The sequence below is a fragment of the Streptomyces flavidovirens DSM 40150 genome (genome assembly GCF_000429085.1).
Taxonomy (GTDB): Bacteria; Actinomycetota; Actinomycetes; order Streptomycetales; family Streptomycetaceae; genus Streptomyces; species Streptomyces flavidovirens.
The window spans coordinates 166,939-184,191 of the sequence record NZ_AUBE01000008.1 but is presented as its reverse complement, the minus strand read 5'-3'; the positions used below and the strand labels follow the sequence as shown (position 1 = coordinate 184,191).

Genomic DNA, 17,253 nt, shown 5'->3' with positions numbered 1-17,253 from the left:
TTCCGGCTCAGAGCTCGGTCGAGTCTCCCGGCGTCAGCCGGCTGTGTTCCGCGCCGCACAGGCCGCCGATCTGGCGGTCGTAAATCGGCCGGGCGAGATCGGTGAGCAGCGCGTCGTGGATGTCGATGGCGCGCCGCGGCTTCACCTCGCGCACGTAGTCGATCACCTCGGAGATCTTCGACCACGGGGCCATCACCGGCAGCATCAGCGTCTCGACGGGCTGTCCGGGGACGGTGAGCGCGTCGCCGGGATGGAACACCGAACCGTCCACCAGGTAGCCGACATTGGTGATCCGCGGGATGTCCGGGTGGATCACGGCGTGCAGCTCGCCGTGGACCTGCACGTCGAAGCCGGCGGCGGAGAACGTGTCGCCGTGGCCGACGGTGTGCACACGGCCGGGGAAGGCCGCCGAGAGCTGGTCGGCGACACTGCGCAGCGTCCAGATCTCGGCCGCCGGGTTGGCCTCCAGGCCGGCCCGCAGCCGGTCCTCGGCGAAGTGGTCGGGGTGCTCGTGCGTCACCAGGACGACGTCGGCGCCGACCGCCGCGTCCTCCTCACTGAAGTTGCCGGGGTCGATGACGAGCGTGCGCCCGTCCTTCTCCAGCCGGACGCAGGCATGGGACTTCTTGGTCAGCTTCACTGGGTCGGCCTCCTCCTCGCCGTCTTGCTACGCCTGCGGTGTCGTCTCCTCCTGGATGACCGCCTGGGCCACCTTGAAGGCCGAGTTCGCCGCCGGGACGCCGCAGTAGACGGCAGTCTGGATCAGTACTTCCTTGATCTCGGCCGGGGTCAGTCCGTTGCGCAGGGCCGCACGGGTGTGGAACGCCAGCTCGTCCAGGTGACCACCCGCGACCAGTGCGGTCAGCGTGACACAGCTGCGCGTGCGCCGGTCGAGTCCGTCCCTGGTCCACACCTCGCCCCACGCGTAGCGCGTGATCAGCTCCTGGAAGTCACCGGTGAACGCGTCGGCCTCGCCGAGAGCGCGGTCCACATGGGCGTCGCCCAGGACCTCGCGGCGGACCTTGAGCCCGGCGTCGTACGGGTCGGGGCGGCCACCCTCCGCCGGTACGGCGACGGGCTGCGCGGTGGGGCCGATCTCGCCGACCGGGTTGATGGGCGCTGAGATCGCCGGCATCACGGGCGGGGCCTGGATCGCCTGCATGCCCGTCGTCGAGGCGGGCGTGGCCTGCCAGGCGGTGGAGAAGTGGCGTACGAGAAGATCCGTGACGGCGACGGGCTGTTCGACGGGGGCGAGGTGCGAGGCGCCGGGGACCAGCGCCAGGCGGGCGTCGGGGATGCCTGCGACCAGGGTGCGGGCCTCGGCGGGCCCGGTGACCTGGTCCTCGGAGCCGACCAGGACGAGGGTCGGGACGCCGATGCGGCGCAGGTCGACGCGGATGTCGAAGGCGGCCAGTGCCTCGCAGGCGGCGATGTAGCAGCCGGGGTCGGTGGTGCGGACCATCTGGACGGCCCACTCCACGATCGCGGGCTGCGCGGCGGCGAACCCGTGCGTGAACCAGCGGGCGGGCGCGGAGGCCGCCATCGGCTCCAGGCCGTTGGTCCGTACGATCACCCCGCGCTGGCGGAACTCGTCCGCGGTACCGAACCGGGGCGACGCCGCGACCAGGGCGAGCGAGGCGATCCGCTCCGGGTGGCGCAGCGCCAGCTCCGCGCCGATCGCGCCGCCGATGGAGCAGCCGGCGTAACCGAAGCGCTGTACGCCGAGGGTGTCGAGGGTCGCCAGCAGGCGCTCCGCGAGTTCGTTGACGGAGCTGGCGGGATGCGCGGGGGCGCCGCCGTGGCCCGGCAGGTCGAAGCGGAAAACGCGCCACTGACGGGTCAGGTCCGGTATCTGCCGGTCCCACATGTGCCACGTCGTGCCGAGGGACGGGCCGAGGATGAGGACCGGGGCCTCCTCAGGGCCGTCGAACCGGTACTGCAGAGGCTGCGGGGGCTTGTTTTCGGTCTCTTCGCTCACTCGCTCCAGATTAGCCATCGTGCGAAGGCACCAGCCCCAGGGGGTCAGGGGGTGGCGGTCGAGACGACGTAGACGAAGGGATGCGCCGGGTCGGTCTCGTCGACGGTGATGTCGACGGTCGGCTGCGGATCCTTCTGGTCGACCGTGGTACCGGACCACGCGCGGCCGGGGTCGAGGGTCCAGCCGGCGATCTCGGCGTCCCGGCCGCTGATCGTGATCCTGCCCTTCTTGAGGGCGGCCCGGTTGACGCCGAGGTCGTTCAGGAACCAGTCGAGGTCCGCCGGGACGGTCCTGAACTGGACGTACAGCCTGCTGGTCTTCCAGTTGTTCGTCTCGTAGAACGCGACGTCCTGGCCCGCGTTGGGGACGGGCACGTCGTAGATACGGCGTGTCATGCGGGACGGGAAGCCCTCGGTGAGGCCGGTTGCCGAGGCCACCTTCGCCTTGTCGCGGCCGCTGTCGCGGCTCTGCTCGGCGGAGATCAGCAGGTAGCCCGCCGGGATACCGATGAGCAGCACGATGATGACCGCCGTCAGCCAGCGGCGGAGGATCATGTGGCGGCGGTCCTCCGGCGGCTTGCCCCCGTCGTCCGGGGACGGGGACGGGGACGGGTCGGGGTGGGGGTGGGGGACGGACGGGGTCATTACTGGGGTCCCTGGGTGGTGGAGCGGATGGCCTGGGCGTAGCGCTCGTAGCGTTCGTAGCGCTCCAGACGGCGGCGGTTGGCGCGGCGGAAGCGGCGCGCGACGAGCCGGGCGAGGTCGGCGGCGCCGACCATGCCGGCCTCGGGGCCGAGCTGCGCCTTGGCGATACGGGCCTCGGGGCGGTAGCCGCGGCCGGTGAGGTGGCGCTTGAAGGCGTCGCGGGCCGGGCCGATGAGGAGGTCGTCGGCGGCGCTGACACCGCCGCCGATGACAAAGCAGGAGGGGTCGAGCGCGGCGGCGAGGTTGGCGATGCCGACGCCGAGCCACTGGCCGATGTCCTGGAGCAGCTCGACGCACATCGCGTCGCCCTCGCGGGCGAGCTCGGTGATGAGCGGCCCGGTGATCTCGGGGATGTTGCCGCCGACGCGCTCGATGAGGCCGTACGCGACCGGGGAGTCGGCGGCGGCGAGCTCACGGGCCTCGCGCACCAGGGCGTTGCCGGAGCTGTACTGCTCCCAGCAGCCTCGGTTGCCGCACGGGCAGCGGTGGCCGCCGGGGACGACCTGCATGTGGCCGAACTCGCCAGCGACGCCGTACTTGCCACGCTTGACCTGGCCGTCTTCGAGGATCGCGCCGCCGATGCCGGTGCCGAGCGTGATCATGACGAGGTGGTCCTCGCCGCGCCCGGCGCCGAAGCGCCACTCCGCCCAGGCGGCGGTGTTGGCGTCGTTGTCGACCAGGACGGGGACGGCGAGCCGGGCCGAGATCGCGTCGCGCAGGGGTTCGTTGCGCCAGGCCAGGTGGGGGGCGAAGAGGACGGTGGAGCGGTCGGCGTCGACCCAGCCGGCCGCGCCGATGCCCACCGCGTGGACGTCGTGGCGGTCGGAGAGGTCGAGGACCAGCTCGACGATGGTGTCCTCGACGACCTTGGGGCTCTTGGACTTGTCCGGCGTCTCGGTGCGGATCTTCTCCAGGATGACGCCGTCGGCGTCGACGACGCCGGCCATCACCTTCGTACCGCCGATGTCGATCCCGACGGTGGGCACGCGGGGCGCGCTGAGGTGCGATCGCCGCTCTCGGGTGCCGACGGTCCGCAGGACGGTGGCGCGGGCGGAGCCGCGGTGCGCGAAGTCTCGGTACGTGCTCATGTCCCCTGCGGGGTGTTGGGGGGCGGTGTCGGGTCAGGGGTCGATTCTGCCATCCGGCGGGAAACGGTGCGGGCCGACGGTGCGGGCGGGCCGCTGCGCGGGGCCTTTCCCCACCCCGCCCCTTCCCGAACTGGGGCGCTGCCCCAGACCCCGCTCCTCAAACGCCGGAGGGGCTGGAGGGTGCCGCTGAGCGGGGATGTGTCCGCTGCGCGGCTATCCAGCCCGTCCGGCGTTTGAGGACACGCCCGGAGGGCGTCCGGGGGTCTGGGGGCTTGCCCCCCCGCGGCGGAGCCGCACATGTCACAGCCGGGAAGGGGCGGGGAGGGGAACAGGCCCCGCGCAGCGGTGGCTAGCGCTCCAGTTCGTGGGTGAGCTGGTCGAGTTCGCTGCCGCCCGCCATCTCGCGCGTCAGCTCGTCGAGGGTGATCTCGTCACGGGCGTGGCTGCCCGACATCGCGCCGCGCTTGAGGAGCACGAAACGGTCACCGACGAGGTACGCGTGGTGCGGGTTGTGCGTGATGAGAACGACACCGAGACCGGCGTCACGCGCCGCCGCCACGTACTTCAGTACGACGCCCGACTGCTTGACCCCGAGCGCGGCGGTCGGCTCGTCCAGGACCAGTACCTTCGCCCCGAAGTAGACCGCTCGCGCGATCGCCACGCACTGGCGCTCGCCGCCCGAGAGCGTACCGATCGGCTGGTCGACGTCGCGCAAGTCGATACCCATGCGCAGCAGCTCGGAGCGGGTGGTGCGGCGCATGAGGTCGACGTCGAGGCGCTTGAAGGGGCCCGCGCCCTTCGTCGGCTCGGAGCCGAGGAAGAAGTTCCGCCAGACCGGCATCAGCGGTACGACGGCGAGGTCCTGGTAGACGGTCGCGATGCCCCGGTCCAGGGCGTCGCGGGGGTTCGCCAGCCGGGTTTCCCCGCCCTCGATCGAGAAGGTGCCCGCGTCGTGCTGGTGCAGACCCGCGATGATCTTGATGAGGGTGGACTTGCCGGCGCCGTTGTCGCCCAGTACGCAGCTGATCTGGCCCGCGTGGACTTCGAGGGAGACGCCTTCCAGGGCCTTGATGTTGCCGTAGAACTTGCTGACGTCGCGAAGCTCCACCAGAGGTGCGGTCATCGGGTCGCCTCCGCGCGCTTGCGTACCCATGCGTTGAGCAGGGTGGCCAGAAGGAGCATCGCTCCGAGGAAGAACTTGAACCAGTCGGGGTCCCACTCCGCGTACACGATGCCCTTGCTGGTCATGCCGAAGATGAAGGCGCCGACCGCCGAGCCGATCGCCGAACCGTACCCGCCGGTGATCAGGCAGCCGCCGATGACGGCCGCGATGATGTAGATCAGTTCGTTGCCGACGCCTTCGCCGGACTGCACGACGTCGAAGGAGAAGAGCAGGTGCTGGCCGGAGATCCAGGCGCCGAGACCGACGCCCATGTAGAGCCCGATCCGGGTCTTGTTGACCGGGACGCCGACCGCGCGGGCCGCCTCCGTCTCGCCGCCGACCGCGAAGATCCAGTTGCCGGCGCGGGTGCGCAGCAGGATCCAGGTCGCGACGGCCACCAGGGCCAGCCACCACAGGACGGTGATCTTGAGGTTCACGCCGCCGATGGTGACCTGTGAGGCGAAGAGCGCCTTGGCGGACTCGAAGCCCTCCATGTCGGCGATGCTCTTCGTCGACACCGTGCCGCTGATCATCTTGGTGAGGCCGAGGTTCAGGCCGGTCAGCATCAGGAACGTACCGAGCGTGATGATGAAGCTCGGCAGTTTCGTGCGGGTCAGCATGACGCCGTTGAACACGCCGATGGCCAGGGTCACCAGGAGCGAGACGAGGACGCCGACCCAGATGTTGGCGGTGAGCTGGTAGCTGAACATCGAGGAGACCAGCGCGGAGCTGGTCACCAGCACGCCGGCCGACAGGTCGAACTCGCCGCCGATCATCAGCAGCGCCACGGGTACGGCCATGATGCCGATCACGGACGCGGCGTACAGCACCGTGCCGAAGCTGGACGCGCGCAGGAAGCTGTCCGCGACGATCGCGAAGAAGAGGAAGACAGCGACGGCGCCGACCACCGAGCCGAGCTCGGGGCGGCCGAGCAGCCTGCGCAGCAGCGACGTCTTCAGCAGCCGTTCGTCGGCGGGCGCCTTGTCGCCGGGGGCCGGCGCCTGTGCCGGTGCGGTCGCGGTCATCGGGTCCCCCGCTTCGTGTAGGCCTCCAGCTCGGCGGCGTCCTGCTTGGTGATGACCTGGGGGCCGGTGAGGACCGGCTTTCCGCCGCCGAGCACGTCGGCGTTGTACTTGTAGAGCCACAGCAGGTCGACGGCCTCGTACCCCTGGAGGTACGGCTGCTGGTCGACGGCGAACCCGAGCGTGTCGTTCTGGAGGGCGGTGGCGACCTGGGCGTTGAGGTCGAACGTGTCGATCTCGGCCTTGCTGCCGGCCTGCTCCTTCGCCTTGACGGCGGCGTCCGCGAAGGGCGCGCCGAGGGTCACGACGGCGTCGATGTCCTTGCCCGTCTGGAGCTTCGCCTCGATGGACGCCTGTACGTCGGGCATGTTCGTACCGTCGACATAGAGGTTCTGCATCTCGCCGTCGAAGGTTTCCTTCGCTCCGGCACAGCGCTGTTCGTGGCCGACGTTGCCCTGCTCGTGCAGGACGCACAGCGCCTTCTTCTTCCCGCGCTTGCCGAGCTCCTCGCCGACGGCCTCGCCTGCGATCGTCTCGTCCTGCCCGATGTGGGCGAGGGCGCCGAAGTCCTTGGACTCGGCCGAGCCGGAGTTGACGGTGATCACGGGGATGCCGGCCTTGGTGGCCTTGGCGACGACGGCCTTCATGGCGTCGGGCTTGGCGAGGGTGACGATCAGCCCGTCGACCTTCTTGTCGATGTACGAGTCGACCAGCTGGGCCTGCTGCTGACCCTCGTCGCTGTGGGCGTACAGGAACTTGATGTTGTCCTTGACGGCGGCCTGTTCGGCGCCGTTCTGCACGATGTCCCAGAAGGTGTCGCCGTCGCCGGAGTGGGTGACCATGCCGACGGTCCAGCGGGGCGTGTTCACCGCCGCCCTGCCCTGCGCGGCGGCCTGTTCGGCCCGTTCCTCGGCGCGCTTTCCGCCCGTACTGCTGCAGCCCGCCAGGGAAGCCCCGAGCACCGCCGCCAGCACCGCGCCCAGTGCGCGTACCCCTGTCCGAACCCTTGCCACGACGCCGTGCCCTTCTCGTACTCCTCGGTGCGGCCGGGGATCATTCAGCCCGTCCCCGGCCGACCAAGTATCGGTTACGGGTGTTCGCACCGTATTCACCGGGTTCCGCGGGCCGTGTACTTCTCCAGCGCCGGCACGTCCTTGCCGGTGACGAGCGCCGGGCCGGTCAGAACGGGCTTTCCGCCGCCCAGGACGTTGCCGTTGGTCCGGTGGAGCCACAGTCCGTCGACGGCGAGGTAGCCCTGGAGGTACGGCTGCTGGTCGACGGCGAAGCCGATCTCCTTGGCCTTGAGCTGCCTCACCACTTCGGCGTTGAGGTCGAACGTGTTGACCTCGGCGTCGCTGCCCGCGCCCGCCTTCGCCTTGACGGTGGCGGCCGCGAAGGGCGCGCCGAGGGTCACGACCGTGTCGATGTCCTTGCCGGTCTGGAGCTTGGCTTCGATGGAGGAGGTCGACGCCGGCATGTTGGTGCCTTCGACGTTGAGGTTTTCGACCGTTCCCCGGAACGTCTTCTTCACGCCCGCGCAGCGCGCTTCGAGCGAGACGTTTCCCTGCTCGTGGATGACGCAGAGCGCCTTCTTCTTGCCGCGTGTGTTGAGTTCCTCGCCGACGGCCTCGCCCGCTACGGACTCCTCCTGGCCGATGTGGCTGAGCGCGCCCACCGCCTCGGAGTGTTCGCCGCCCGAGTTGATCGTGACGACGGGTATGCCGGCCGCGACGGCTTTCTGGACGGCGGCCTTCACCGCTTCGGGCTTTGCGAGGGTCACGACGATGCCGTCGACCTTCTTGGCGACGTACGAGTCGATGAGCTGCGCCTGTTCCTTGCCCTCCTTGTTGGCGGCGTACAGGAACTCGACGTTGTCCTTGGACGCGGCCTGTTTCGCGCCGCTCTGGACGATGTCCCAGAAGGTGTCGCCCTCTCCGGAGTGCGTCACCATGGCGATCTTCAGGCGGTCCGTGGTGACGGCCTTGCCGCCTGCGCCGCCTCCTTCGCCGTTCTTCTCCTCGGAGGCCTTGCCGCCCCCGGAGCTGCATCCGGCTGCGAGCGCGAGCGCGCATACGGCGAGGAGGGCTGCTGCCTTGCGGTGGGTACGCATCGTGGGTTCCGCCTTGTCTCCCGGCCGCCCCGTTGCGGCTGGGGGGAGTTCTAGCGGCGTACGCGATGCCCCGTCAATACTTTGTCCGAACATTCTTACGCGGACGGGGTCTCGGCCGGTGCACGCGGTCGCTTTACGGCCTTACGAGGAGCTGGAACTCGAAGGCGTACCGCGAGGCCCGGTAGATGTGCGAGCCGAACTCGACCGCCCGCCCGGTGTCGTCGAACGTCGTCCGCTGCATCGTCAGCAGCGGCGCCCCCTCCGCCTCCGCCAGTTGCCGCGCCTCGTCGGCCCCGGCCGCGCGCGCCCCGACCGACTGGCGCGCGCTGTGCAGCGTGATGCCGGCGGCGCGCATCATCCGGTAGAGGCCGGTGGCTTCGAGGTGCTCGGTGTCGAGGGCCAGCAGCCCGGTGGGCAGGTGGTTGCGCAGGACGGCCATGGGCTCGTTGTGCGCCAGGCGCAGCCGCTCCACCAGGTGTACGTCGGCGCCCTCCGCCACGCCGAGCGCCGCCGCGACCTCGGCGGTCGCCGGTTCGAGCGTGTTGCGCAGGACCGTGGTGGCGGGGAGCTGGCCCGCGGCTTCGAGGTCGTCGTACAGGCTGCTCAGTTCGAGGGGGCGCTTGACCTGGCTGTGCACGACCTGGGTGCCGACGCCGCGGCGGCGGACCAGCAGGCCCTTGTCGACGAGCGACTGGATGGCCTGGCGGACGGTGGGGCGGGACAGGCCGAGGCGCCCGGCCAGTTCGATCTCGTTGCCGAGGAGGCTGCCGGGAGAGAGCCGGCCCTTCTCGATCGCCGCCTCCAACTGCTGGGAAAGCTGGAAATACAGCGGGACCGGACTGTTGCGGTCCACGCCGAGCTGGAGGGAGATGGTGGGATCAGCGGCGGGTTTCGACACGCCTTTGAGCGTAACGCCAGGTAATGACTACTGGAAGTCCTGTAGTCACATTGTCAGGACATACCCTTGACACGGCGGCCCGCATGGCGACACTTTGGGGCATGCGCATCGGACTCATCGGCACGGGACGTATCGGTTCTTTCCACGCTGACGTGCTCAGCCGCCATCGCAAAGTGGGTGCTCTGCTCGTCGCGGACACCGATGCCGCGCGGGCCGCCGCGGTCGCCGACCGGATCGGCGCCACCGCCGCGCCGTCGGTCGACGAGATCTTCGCCTGGGGGGTCGACGCGGTGGTCATCGCCTCCGCCACCTCGGCGCACGCCGAGCTGATCGGCCGGGCGGCGCGGGCGGGGCTGCCGGCCTTCTGTGAGAAACCGATCGCACTGGATCTGCCCGGCACACTGGGCGCCCTGCGAGAGGTCGACGCGGCGGGGACCGTGCTCCAGCTCGGTTTCATGCGCCGCTTCGACGCCGGGTACACCACGGCGCGCGAGCTCGTACGGTCGGGGAGCCTCGGCCGGCTGCACACCGTACGGGCGATGACCTCCGACCCCGCGCCGCCGCCCGCCGCCTACCTGCCGCTCTCCGGCGGGCTCTACCGGGACTGCCTGGTCCACGACTTCGACATCCTGCGCTGGGTCACGGGGCGTGAGGTGGTCGAGGTGTACGCCGCCGGGTCCGGCGCGGGGCCGGCGATGTTCCGTGAGGCGGGCGACGTGGACACCGCCGCGGTGGTCCTCACCCTCGACGACGGCACGCTCGCCACCGCCACGGCCACGCGCTGCAACGGCGCGGGTTACGACGTACGGATGGAACTCGCCGGCGAGCTCGACCAGGTCTCCGTCGGCCTCGACGACCGTACGCCGATCACCTCGACCGAGCCGAAGGGGCCGCCGGCCTGCGAGCAGCCGTGGCCCGGCTTCCTGGAACGGTTCGCCCCGGCGTACGAGGCGGAGCTGGACGCGTTCGTACGGGTCGCGCTGGGCGAGCGGGACAACCCCTGCGACGGCCGGGAGGCGCTGCACGCGCTGCGGATCGCGGAGGCGTGCGAGCTGTCGCGCCGGGAGCGGCGGCCGGTGCGGCTGGGAGAGATCCCCTCGTCATGACGCTGACGACGGACGACGGGGCGAAGCTCTGGGCGGAGAGAACCGGCGAGGGCGATCCGGTGATCCTGTGCCACGGCGGCCCAGGACTGTGGGACATGTTCGACGACGTGGCCCGGCTGCTCACGGGCCGGGGGGCGGCCGTCCACCGCTGGGACCAGCGCGGCTGCGGGCGCTCCGAGCGGCGCGGTCCCTACTCGGTGGCCAGGTCGGTGGCCGATCTCGACGCCGTACGCAAGCACTTCGGTCTGGAGACGGTGACGCTGCTCGGCCATTCCTGGGGCGCGCGGCTCGCCCTGCACTACGCGCTCGCGCATCCGCGACGGGTGACGCGGCTGGTGTACGTGTCGGGCACCGGCATCGGCCCGGACTCCGGCTGGTACCCGGAGTTCACGGGGAACCTGCGGGCCGCGATCGGTGACCGGCTGCCCCGGTGGGAGGAGCTCAAGGCCCTGGAGCGGCGTACGGAGGCGCAGGAGCGCGAGATGTGTGTGCTCCAGTGGTCGGCGGACTTCGCGGGGCCGGACCGGGAGCGGGCGCTGCGGCTGGCCGAGCGGATGGCCACGCCCTGGTACGGCGTGAACCACGAGTGCAACGCGGAGATCAACGCCGAGACCAGGACGATGAGTGAGCATCAGCTCCATGCCGCCTGCGGGGGCTTGAGGATGCCGGTCCTCATCGTGGACGGCGAGCAGGACATCCGGCCGCGCGACGCGGTGGATTCGCTGGCGCAGGCCCTGCCGGATGTCTCGCGGGTGACGCTCGCGGGGGCGGGCCACATGCCGTGGGCGGAGTCCCCGGCCGAGTTCGCGGCGGCGGTCATGCCCGGCTGACGACACGGGCGGGCAGCTACCGAGCGGCCGGCTGTCGAGCGCTTCTGGGCCGTGGCCGGGCCGGACTCCCTCGCGCTCACCAGCGCACCGGCAGTCGTCGTACGCCGCGCATCAGCAGGCCGGGGAGCCATTCCAGCGGCCCGCCTTCGGGGTCGAGCGTCAGATCGGGGCAGCGTTCGAGGAGCGTACGGACGGCGATGCGGCCCTCCATGCGGGCCAGCGGCGCACCGAGGCAGAAATGCAGGCCGTGGCCGAAGGCGAGATGCCCCGGCCCCTTGCCCGCGACCGCTGTGCGCGTGATGTCGAAGCGGTCCGGATCCGGGAAACGGGCGGCGTCCCGGCCACCGGCCGCGAGCGAGACCAGGACCGGCTCACCGGCCGGAATGACGACGTCACCGACCTCGAAGGGCTCGCGGGTGAAACGGAAGGTGGCGTTCTCCACCGGGCCGTCATAGCGCAGCATCTCTTCGACGGCACTGTCGATCAGACCGAAGTCGGCGCGCAGGGCCGCCAGTTGACCGGGGTGGGCGAGAAGGGCCCGTACCCCGTTGGAGATCAGGTTGACGGTGGTCTCGTGGCCCGCGATGAGCAGCAGGAAGGCCATGCCGATGAGCTCGTCGGGGGCGAGCCGGTCCCCGTCCTCGGCCTGCGTCCGGATCAGCGCGCTCAGCAAGTCGTCGCCGGGCGCGGACGCGCGCTTGTCCTCGACGAGTTCGGCGAGATACGCCCCCATGGCCCGTACGGCCTCACCTTCCGCGTCGGCTCCGGTCGGCGCGACGATCTCGTTGGACCAGCCCCGGAAGGAGGCCCGGTCCAGGTCCGGCACGCCGAGGAGCTCGCAGATGACGGTCATGGGCAGCGGGAAGGCGAGCGCCTCGACGAGGTCCGCCGTACGGCTGCCTCCGGCCGTCATCGCGTCCAGCAGCTCGTCCGTGACGCGCTGGATCTGTGGCCGCAGCGCCTCGATCCGGCGGGAGGTGAACTCCCTGGCGACGAGCTTGCGCAGCCTGGTGTGGTGGGGCGGGTCGGTCTCCAGCATGTTGGCGTTGATCGGGTTGGCGGTCACGTCGTACAGGCCCGAGGTCCGCCAGTCCTTGCTGAGGCGCGGGTCGGCGAGCGCCCGCCGCGCCTCGTCGTGACCGACTATCAGCCACACCCGCTCGACGTCGGCCGTCCGGATCAGGTGGGCGGGACCGGCCCCGCGCAGTTTCGCGTAGTACGGGTACGGATCCGCCGCGAACTCCTCGGCGTGGTCGCTCAGATCGACGACTGTCATACTCCCCCACCTCTCCGCTGCCCCCTGGTCACTGCCCGGTCAGCCTACGTCGCCCTCCTCGTCGAGGAGGCCGGCGTCGTGCACCAACAGCGCGATCTGGACACGGTTGTTGAGCCCGAGCTTGGCCAGTACGCGTGACACATGGGTCTTTACGGTCGGCACGCTCATGTAGAGCGCCGCGGCGATCTCCGCGTTGGACTGTCCCCGGCCGACGGCGACCGCCACCTCCCGCTCCCGCTCGGCGAGTTGCCCGATCCGCCGCGTCGCCGAGCGTCCTCGGGGGTCGGCGGAGACCTCGGCGGCATGGGTCATCAGCTGGCGCGTGACCGCCGGCGAGAGGACCGGATCGCCCGCCGCCACCCGCCGTACCGACTCGACGATCTGCGCGGGCGGGGTGTCCTTGAGTACGAACCCGGCGGCACCGGCCCGCAGCGCGCGCAGCACCTGCTCGTCCGCGTGAAAGGTGGTGAGGACGACGACCTCGGGGGCGTCGGGGCGGCGGCGCAGTACCTCGGTCGCCGCGAGGCCGTCCATGACGGGCATCCGGATGTCCATGAGGACCACGTCGGGGCGGTGCAGTTCGGTCATCGCCGCGGCCTCGGAACCGTCCGCCGCCTCCCCCACGATCTCGATGTCCTCGGCCCCGCCGAGCATGAAGGTGAGCCCGGCCCGTACGAGCGGGTCGTCGTCGACGATGAGCAGCCTGATGGTCATGCGGCCCACGGTAGCCAGGCGCCGACCCTGAACCCGCCGTCGGGCGTCGGTCCGTGGTCGAGACGGCCGCCGGCGAGCGTGGCCCGTTCGGTCAGGCCGATGAGGCCCTGGCCCGATCCGGGGACGGGCGGGGTGTCGCCCTCGGGGGCCGGGTTGTGTACCTCGACGGTGAGGCCGTCGCCCGGTGCGCCGGTCAGCGTCACGGTGACTTCGGCGCCGGGTGCGTGTTTGCGGGCGTTGGTCAGGCCCTCCTGGGCGATGCGGTAGACGGTGCGGCCGATCGCGGCGGGCACGTCCCGCGGCCGGGCGATGCGGTGGTCGAGGGCGACCTTCATGCCGGCCTCGCGGGACTCGGCGACGAGCGCGTCGAGGGTGTCGAGGGTCGGCTGCGGCCGGTGCTCGTCCCCGGTGGCGGGTCCGTCACCGGCGGCGGGGGAGCGCAGTACGCCGATGACGTCGCGCAGGTCGTTGAGCGCCTCGTGCGCGCTGTCGCGGATCACTCCGGCGGCGCGGGCGACCTCGGCGGGCGGGGCGTCCGGGCGGAATTCGAGGGCGCCGGCGTGGACACTGAGCAGGGTGAGCCGGTGCGCGAGTACGTCGTGCATCTCGCGCGCGATGGCCTCGCGGGCCAGGCGCTGTGCCTGCTCGGCGCGGAGCGCGGCCTCGGCCTCGGCGCGGCGGGCCCGGTCGCGCAGCGATACGACGAGCTGCCGGCGGGAGCGTACGAACATGCCCCAGCCGACGATCAGCAGCACGATGACCACGGTCGCGACGACCGTAGCCCGGAAGGGGACGCTGGGGTCGGGGCGCAGCACCGCCTGGACCAGGCCGGCCGCGATGGCGGCGGAGCCGACCGCCGCGACCGTCTTGAACGGCCGGTGCACGGTGAGGGTGAACAGGGCGACGAGCGTGGCGCCGGACGCGACGGGCGCGATGACGGAGACGACGACCAGGGTGACGGCGAGGCCCACGGGCCACCGGCGCCGCAACCAGAGCGCGCAGCAGGCGGCCGCGCCCGCCAGTTGGTCCAGGACGACGACGAACTGCGGGTTGCCGACGCTGTCGGCGACGTCGGCCGCGCCGAGCCCGACGAGCGCGGCGAAGAGGAACATGACGATGTCGGCGAACCAGTCACGTGGAGTACGGCGCGGACGTCCGCGACCCCGGCCGGCCGGGGGGCCGGGATCGGGGTCGGCCATCGCCGAGGGCTGCAGCCAGCGGTACTCCTGATCGGTCATGCCGGCAAAGCTACGCACGCGGGGGCGGGGCCGGAGCGCCGCGACGGGTTTCAGCGACCAAAGTCGCGGAGTCCCAGACGTTCGGCACACCGGCCGATCCGGACGGCGGACGCGGTGGGGTGGCCGGCCACGCGACGATCGGCGCATGAAGAAGATTCTTGAAGTGGCCGGCTTCGTGCTGTTCGTGTCGGGCGGGTCCGGTCTGATCCATGAGGTGACCGGCTGGATGCCCAAGTTCTTCGGCTTTTTGCAGCTGTTGCCGTTCCTGCGGGGCCACGCGATCTACACGAACATCGTGCTGGCGGTCGCCGGCATAGCCCTGATGGCCTCCGCGGACCGCTTCCGGCGGGTGTAGGCGCCTGCGGCGCTGCCGCCCGGCCGTGCGGCCCTCACTGGTCGAGGTCGAAGGTGCCGTACGACGGCCTCCCCACCGGCCGGTAGGTGTGGATGGCGATGCCCGACTCGGTGGTGCTGCTGTCCGTCAGCTCGAACGAGGTCGGCAGACCGCCCTCCGCGAACAGCCGCTGCCCCGCGCCGAGGACGACGGGGAAGGTCAGCAGGTTGTACTCGTCGATGAGGTCGTGCCTCATCAGGGACCGGGCGAGCGTGCCGCTGCCGTGGATCTGGAGTTCCCGGCCGGGCTCCTGCTTCAGCCGTGCGACTTCTTGTGCGACATCGCCGGAGATGATGGTGGAGTTGTTCCAGTCGGCCTTGTCCAGGGTCGTGGAGGCGACGTACTTGGGGAGGGTGTTGAGGGGGCCGGCGATCGGGTCGTTCTCGTCGGTGACCTTCGGCCAGTAGGCCGCGAAGATCTCGTACGTACGCCGGCCGAGCAGGAACGCGTCGACGCGGCCGAACACGCCGTCGACGAACCGGCCCATGCCTTCGTCGGCGAAGGGAACCACCCAGCCGCCCTGTTCGAACCCGCCGCTGGTGTCCTCGTCGGGGCCGCCCGGAGCCTGCATCACACCGTCGAGGGTGAGGAAAGTGGTGAGCGTGATCTTCATGGTCCGAAGCCCTTCTTCAGTGACGTGTCACCAGCTCTGACTCCACGCTGCCACGGAACTCATCGGCCGACTCGGGCACGGCGTCCGTTTGCCGCCAGCGCCATCTCGCGGCCACCTGTTTCCTTGAATCCACAACCACTACTGCGGACCTACGGAAGAGGCAGCCGACATGGCTTCACTGAACGGCAGGACGGCTCTGGTCACCGGCGGCAGCCGGGGCATGGGCGCGGCGATCGCGCTCCGGCTCGCCCGCGACGGCGCGGATGTGGCCATCACGTACGTACGGGACGAGAAGGCCGCCCACGACGTCGTCCAGAAGATCGAGGCGGCCGGCCGGCGCGGCATCGCGCTGCGGGCCGACGCGGCGGACCCGGCGGCGGTCACCGCCGTCGTGGGCCGGGCCGCCGACGAGCTCGGCCGGCTCGACATCCTGGTCAACAACGCGGGCGTCGGCGTACTCGGCCCGATCGGCACGCTGGCGCTCGCGGAGGTCGACCAGGTGCTGGCCGTCAACGTACGGGCGGTCTTCCTGGCCTCACAGGCCGCGGCCGCCAGGATGGAACGCGGCGGCCGGATCATCTCGATGGGCAGTTGCATGACCGCGCGCGTGCCGGGCCCCGGCGGGACGCTGTACGCGACGAGCAAGGCCGCGCTGACCGGCCTGACGAAGGCCCTGGCGCGGGAGCTGGGCGGCCGGGGCATCACGGCCAACCTCGTCCAGCCGGGCCCGGTCGGCACGGACATGAATCCGGCGGACGGCCCGTACGCGGCGGCGCAGAGCGAGATGACGGCCCTCGGCCGCTTCGGCACTCCGGAGGAAGTCGCGTCGATGGTCGCGTTCCTGGCGAGCGAGGAGGCGGCGTACATGACGGGTTCGGAGGTGCTGGTCGACGGCGGCCACGCCGCGTGACGCCGGGGCGCACGGGCGGGAAGACGGACGGAGTGCGCCGGGGCCGTCGCGTCCCGGCGCACTCCGTGTCATGGGTGCCGCGGTGGCGTCAGCCGCCCAGCTCCTGGTGGCGGGCCGCCAGGCGCGACGCGCCCGCCTCCGTCAGGGAGCCGAAGAGGCGCAGGCGGGAGATGCCGCCGTCCGGGAAGATGTCCATCCGGACCTCGGTGGCCGCCGGTACCCCGCCCAGCACGAAGCGGTGGTTCGTGTCGGGCTGGAGCCGGGTCCGGGACAGGATCTCGGTCCAGTCGCCGTCCGCGCCGTCGCGTACGGAAAGCGCCGCCCAGCCCGCCGAGTTGCCCTTCAGGTACGCCGTGTCGATCTCGACGGCGCGGATCTCGGCCTGCTCCACGAGGTGGTAGTGGATCCAGTCGTTGCCCTTGTCGCGGCGGCGGCGGGTCTCCCAGCCGTCGTCCATCTTGTGCGAGCGGCCCGGCTGGATGGTGTTGGTGGCCGGGGAGTAGAAGCGGTCGGAGGCGTCCTCGACGCGGCCGCCGTTCTCCAGGGCGACGAGGTCGAACGTGCCGAGCGTGGCCAGCCAGGCCGGGTCGGGTGCGACCTCGCCGTAGACACGCAGGCGGGCGATGCCGCCGTCGGGGTGCTGGTTGATCCGCAGATGCGTGAAGCGCTGCTCGACGCCGACGGCGAAGCCGTTGGCCGCGTGGCCGCCGACTGCCGTACGGGGGACGAGAGTCACCCACTTCACGTCGCCGGACAGGAGGTCGTCGGGGGACGGCGATCCCGGCACGGAGGTGGCTTCGACGGAGACCGCCTGCGGGTAGTTGCCGCGGAAGTGGGCGGTGTCGATGACGATTCCGCGTACGACGCCGGGCGCTCCGAGGCGTACGAGAGCCCAGTCGTGGTCCTCGTCCGTCGGGTGCGGCTGCTGGGCGCTGACGCCACGGCGGCGGCGGGTCTCCCAGCCGTCCATGATCTTGCCCTTGTGGCCGAAGTGCTCCGGGTCGAACTCCGCCGCACCGGGCCGCAGCATGTTCTCGCGCTCGGCGAAGAACTCGTCGTTGGCGGCGATCACGCCCGCGCCGAGCCGCCGGTCGGCGAGGTCCGCGAAGTGCGTGAAGGGGAAGTCGGCGGTGCGGTAGTCGGCGTACGGGTCGCCGCCGCCGTACGGGTTCGCGTCACCGGTGAAGAAGGGGGTCGCCACGTCAGACAC

Annotated in this window: 18 protein-coding genes; 4 read left to right on the top strand and 14 right to left on the bottom strand. The window is 71.2% G+C overall.

Annotated elements, in window-relative coordinates:
- Positions 1 to 7 precede the first annotated feature (7 nt).
- The 9 genes from G412_RS0115825 to G412_RS0115785 form a co-directional block, all read right to left on the bottom strand.
- Positions 8 to 640: an MBL fold metallo-hydrolase gene (locus G412_RS0115825; protein WP_028812932.1), complete on the bottom strand. Its 633-nt coding sequence runs from the start codon at positions 638 to 640 to the stop codon at positions 8 to 10.
- 27 nt (positions 641 to 667) lie between these two features.
- Positions 668 to 1,978 carry a bifunctional 3-oxoadipate enol-lactonase/4-carboxymuconolactone decarboxylase PcaDC gene (gene pcaDC, locus G412_RS0115820; protein ID WP_244283016.1) on the bottom strand — a complete coding sequence of 437 codons (1,311 nt, stop codon included), beginning with the start codon at positions 1,976 to 1,978 and terminating at the stop codon, positions 668 to 670.
- Positions 1,979 to 2,022: 44 nt separating this feature from the next.
- The gene (locus G412_RS0115815) at positions 2,023 to 2,622 is read right to left on the bottom strand and encodes a hypothetical protein (protein WP_028812930.1); all 600 of its coding nucleotides are present in this window, start codon (positions 2,620 to 2,622) and stop codon (positions 2,023 to 2,025) included.
- Positions 2,622 to 3,770, bottom strand: a complete 1,149-nt coding sequence (locus G412_RS0115810; protein WP_028812929.1) for an ROK family glucokinase — start codon at positions 3,768 to 3,770, stop codon at positions 2,622 to 2,624. Before G412_RS0115810 ends, G412_RS0115815 begins: the two co-directional genes overlap by 1 nt.
- Before the next feature lie 349 nt (positions 3,771 to 4,119).
- On the bottom strand, positions 4,120 to 4,893 hold the full coding sequence (locus G412_RS0115805; RefSeq protein WP_028812928.1) for an ATP-binding cassette domain-containing protein: 774 nt from the start codon (positions 4,891 to 4,893) through the stop codon (positions 4,120 to 4,122).
- Positions 4,890 to 5,957, bottom strand: coding sequence for an ABC transporter permease (locus G412_RS0115800; protein WP_028812927.1), 1,068 nt, complete (start codon positions 5,955 to 5,957; stop codon positions 4,890 to 4,892). The genes G412_RS0115805 and G412_RS0115800 overlap by 4 nt, the downstream gene beginning before the upstream one ends.
- Positions 5,954 to 6,967 (bottom strand): sugar ABC transporter substrate-binding protein, encoded by a 1,014-nt coding sequence (locus G412_RS0115795; RefSeq protein ID WP_078607019.1) that lies wholly within the window; start codon positions 6,965 to 6,967, stop codon positions 5,954 to 5,956. Before G412_RS0115795 ends, G412_RS0115800 begins: the two co-directional genes overlap by 4 nt.
- A gap of 95 nt (positions 6,968 to 7,062) precedes the next feature.
- Entirely contained in the window at positions 7,063 to 8,064 is a 1,002-nt protein-coding gene (locus G412_RS0115790; protein WP_028812925.1) for a substrate-binding domain-containing protein, read from the bottom strand.
- Positions 8,065 to 8,197: 133 nt separating this feature from the next.
- On the bottom strand, positions 8,198 to 8,917 hold the full coding sequence (locus tag G412_RS0115785) for a GntR family transcriptional regulator (RefSeq protein ID WP_037648993.1): 720 nt from the start codon (positions 8,915 to 8,917) through the stop codon (positions 8,198 to 8,200).
- Positions 8,918 to 9,063: 146 nt separating this feature from the next.
- Between G412_RS0115785 and G412_RS0115780 the strand changes: the two genes are divergently transcribed.
- Positions 9,064 to 10,068: a Gfo/Idh/MocA family protein gene (locus G412_RS0115780; RefSeq protein ID WP_028812923.1), complete on the top strand. Its 1,005-nt coding sequence runs from the start codon at positions 9,064 to 9,066 to the stop codon at positions 10,066 to 10,068.
- A complete protein-coding gene (locus G412_RS0115775) occupies positions 10,065 to 10,898 on the top strand; it encodes an alpha/beta fold hydrolase (protein ID WP_028812922.1) in 834 nt (277 codons plus the stop codon). The genes G412_RS0115780 and G412_RS0115775 overlap by 4 nt, the downstream gene beginning before the upstream one ends.
- A 76-nt stretch (positions 10,899 to 10,974) precedes the next feature.
- Here G412_RS0115775 and G412_RS0115770 read toward each other — a convergent pair whose 3' ends face one another.
- From G412_RS0115770 to G412_RS0115760, 3 genes are read right to left on the bottom strand one after another with little or no spacing between them, the layout of a single operon-like run.
- Positions 10,975 to 12,174 carry a cytochrome P450 family protein gene (locus G412_RS0115770; protein WP_028812921.1) on the bottom strand — a complete coding sequence of 400 codons (1,200 nt, stop codon included), beginning with the start codon at positions 12,172 to 12,174 and terminating at the stop codon, positions 10,975 to 10,977.
- A gap of 39 nt (positions 12,175 to 12,213) precedes the next feature.
- Positions 12,214 to 12,888 (bottom strand): response regulator, encoded by a 675-nt coding sequence (locus tag G412_RS0115765; protein WP_028812920.1) that lies wholly within the window; start codon positions 12,886 to 12,888, stop codon positions 12,214 to 12,216.
- On the bottom strand, positions 12,885 to 14,126 hold the full coding sequence (locus G412_RS0115760; RefSeq protein WP_028812919.1) for a sensor histidine kinase: 1,242 nt from the start codon (positions 14,124 to 14,126) through the stop codon (positions 12,885 to 12,887). Before G412_RS0115760 ends, G412_RS0115765 begins: the two co-directional genes overlap by 4 nt.
- A 145-nt stretch (positions 14,127 to 14,271) precedes the next feature.
- On the opposite strand from G412_RS0115760, the gene G412_RS0115755 reads away from it, so the two are divergent.
- Entirely contained in the window at positions 14,272 to 14,481 is a 210-nt protein-coding gene (locus G412_RS0115755) for a hypothetical protein (RefSeq protein WP_028812918.1), read from the top strand.
- Positions 14,482 to 14,515: 34 nt separating this feature from the next.
- Here the strand turns inward: G412_RS0115755 and G412_RS0115750 are convergent, their stop codons facing one another.
- The gene (locus G412_RS0115750) at positions 14,516 to 15,133 is read right to left on the bottom strand and encodes a dihydrofolate reductase family protein (protein ID WP_028812917.1); all 618 of its coding nucleotides are present in this window, start codon (positions 15,131 to 15,133) and stop codon (positions 14,516 to 14,518) included.
- A 169-nt stretch (positions 15,134 to 15,302) separates the two neighbouring features.
- On the opposite strand from G412_RS0115750, the gene G412_RS0115745 reads away from it, so the two are divergent.
- Complete coding sequence (locus G412_RS0115745; RefSeq protein ID WP_028812916.1) at positions 15,303 to 16,043, top strand: SDR family NAD(P)-dependent oxidoreductase; 741 nt, start codon at positions 15,303 to 15,305, stop codon at positions 16,041 to 16,043.
- An 88-nt stretch (positions 16,044 to 16,131) separates the two neighbouring features.
- Here G412_RS0115745 and alc read toward each other — a convergent pair whose 3' ends face one another.
- Positions 16,132 to 17,253: an allantoicase gene (alc, locus tag G412_RS0115740; RefSeq protein WP_028812915.1), complete on the bottom strand. Its 1,122-nt coding sequence runs from the start codon at positions 17,251 to 17,253 to the stop codon at positions 16,132 to 16,134.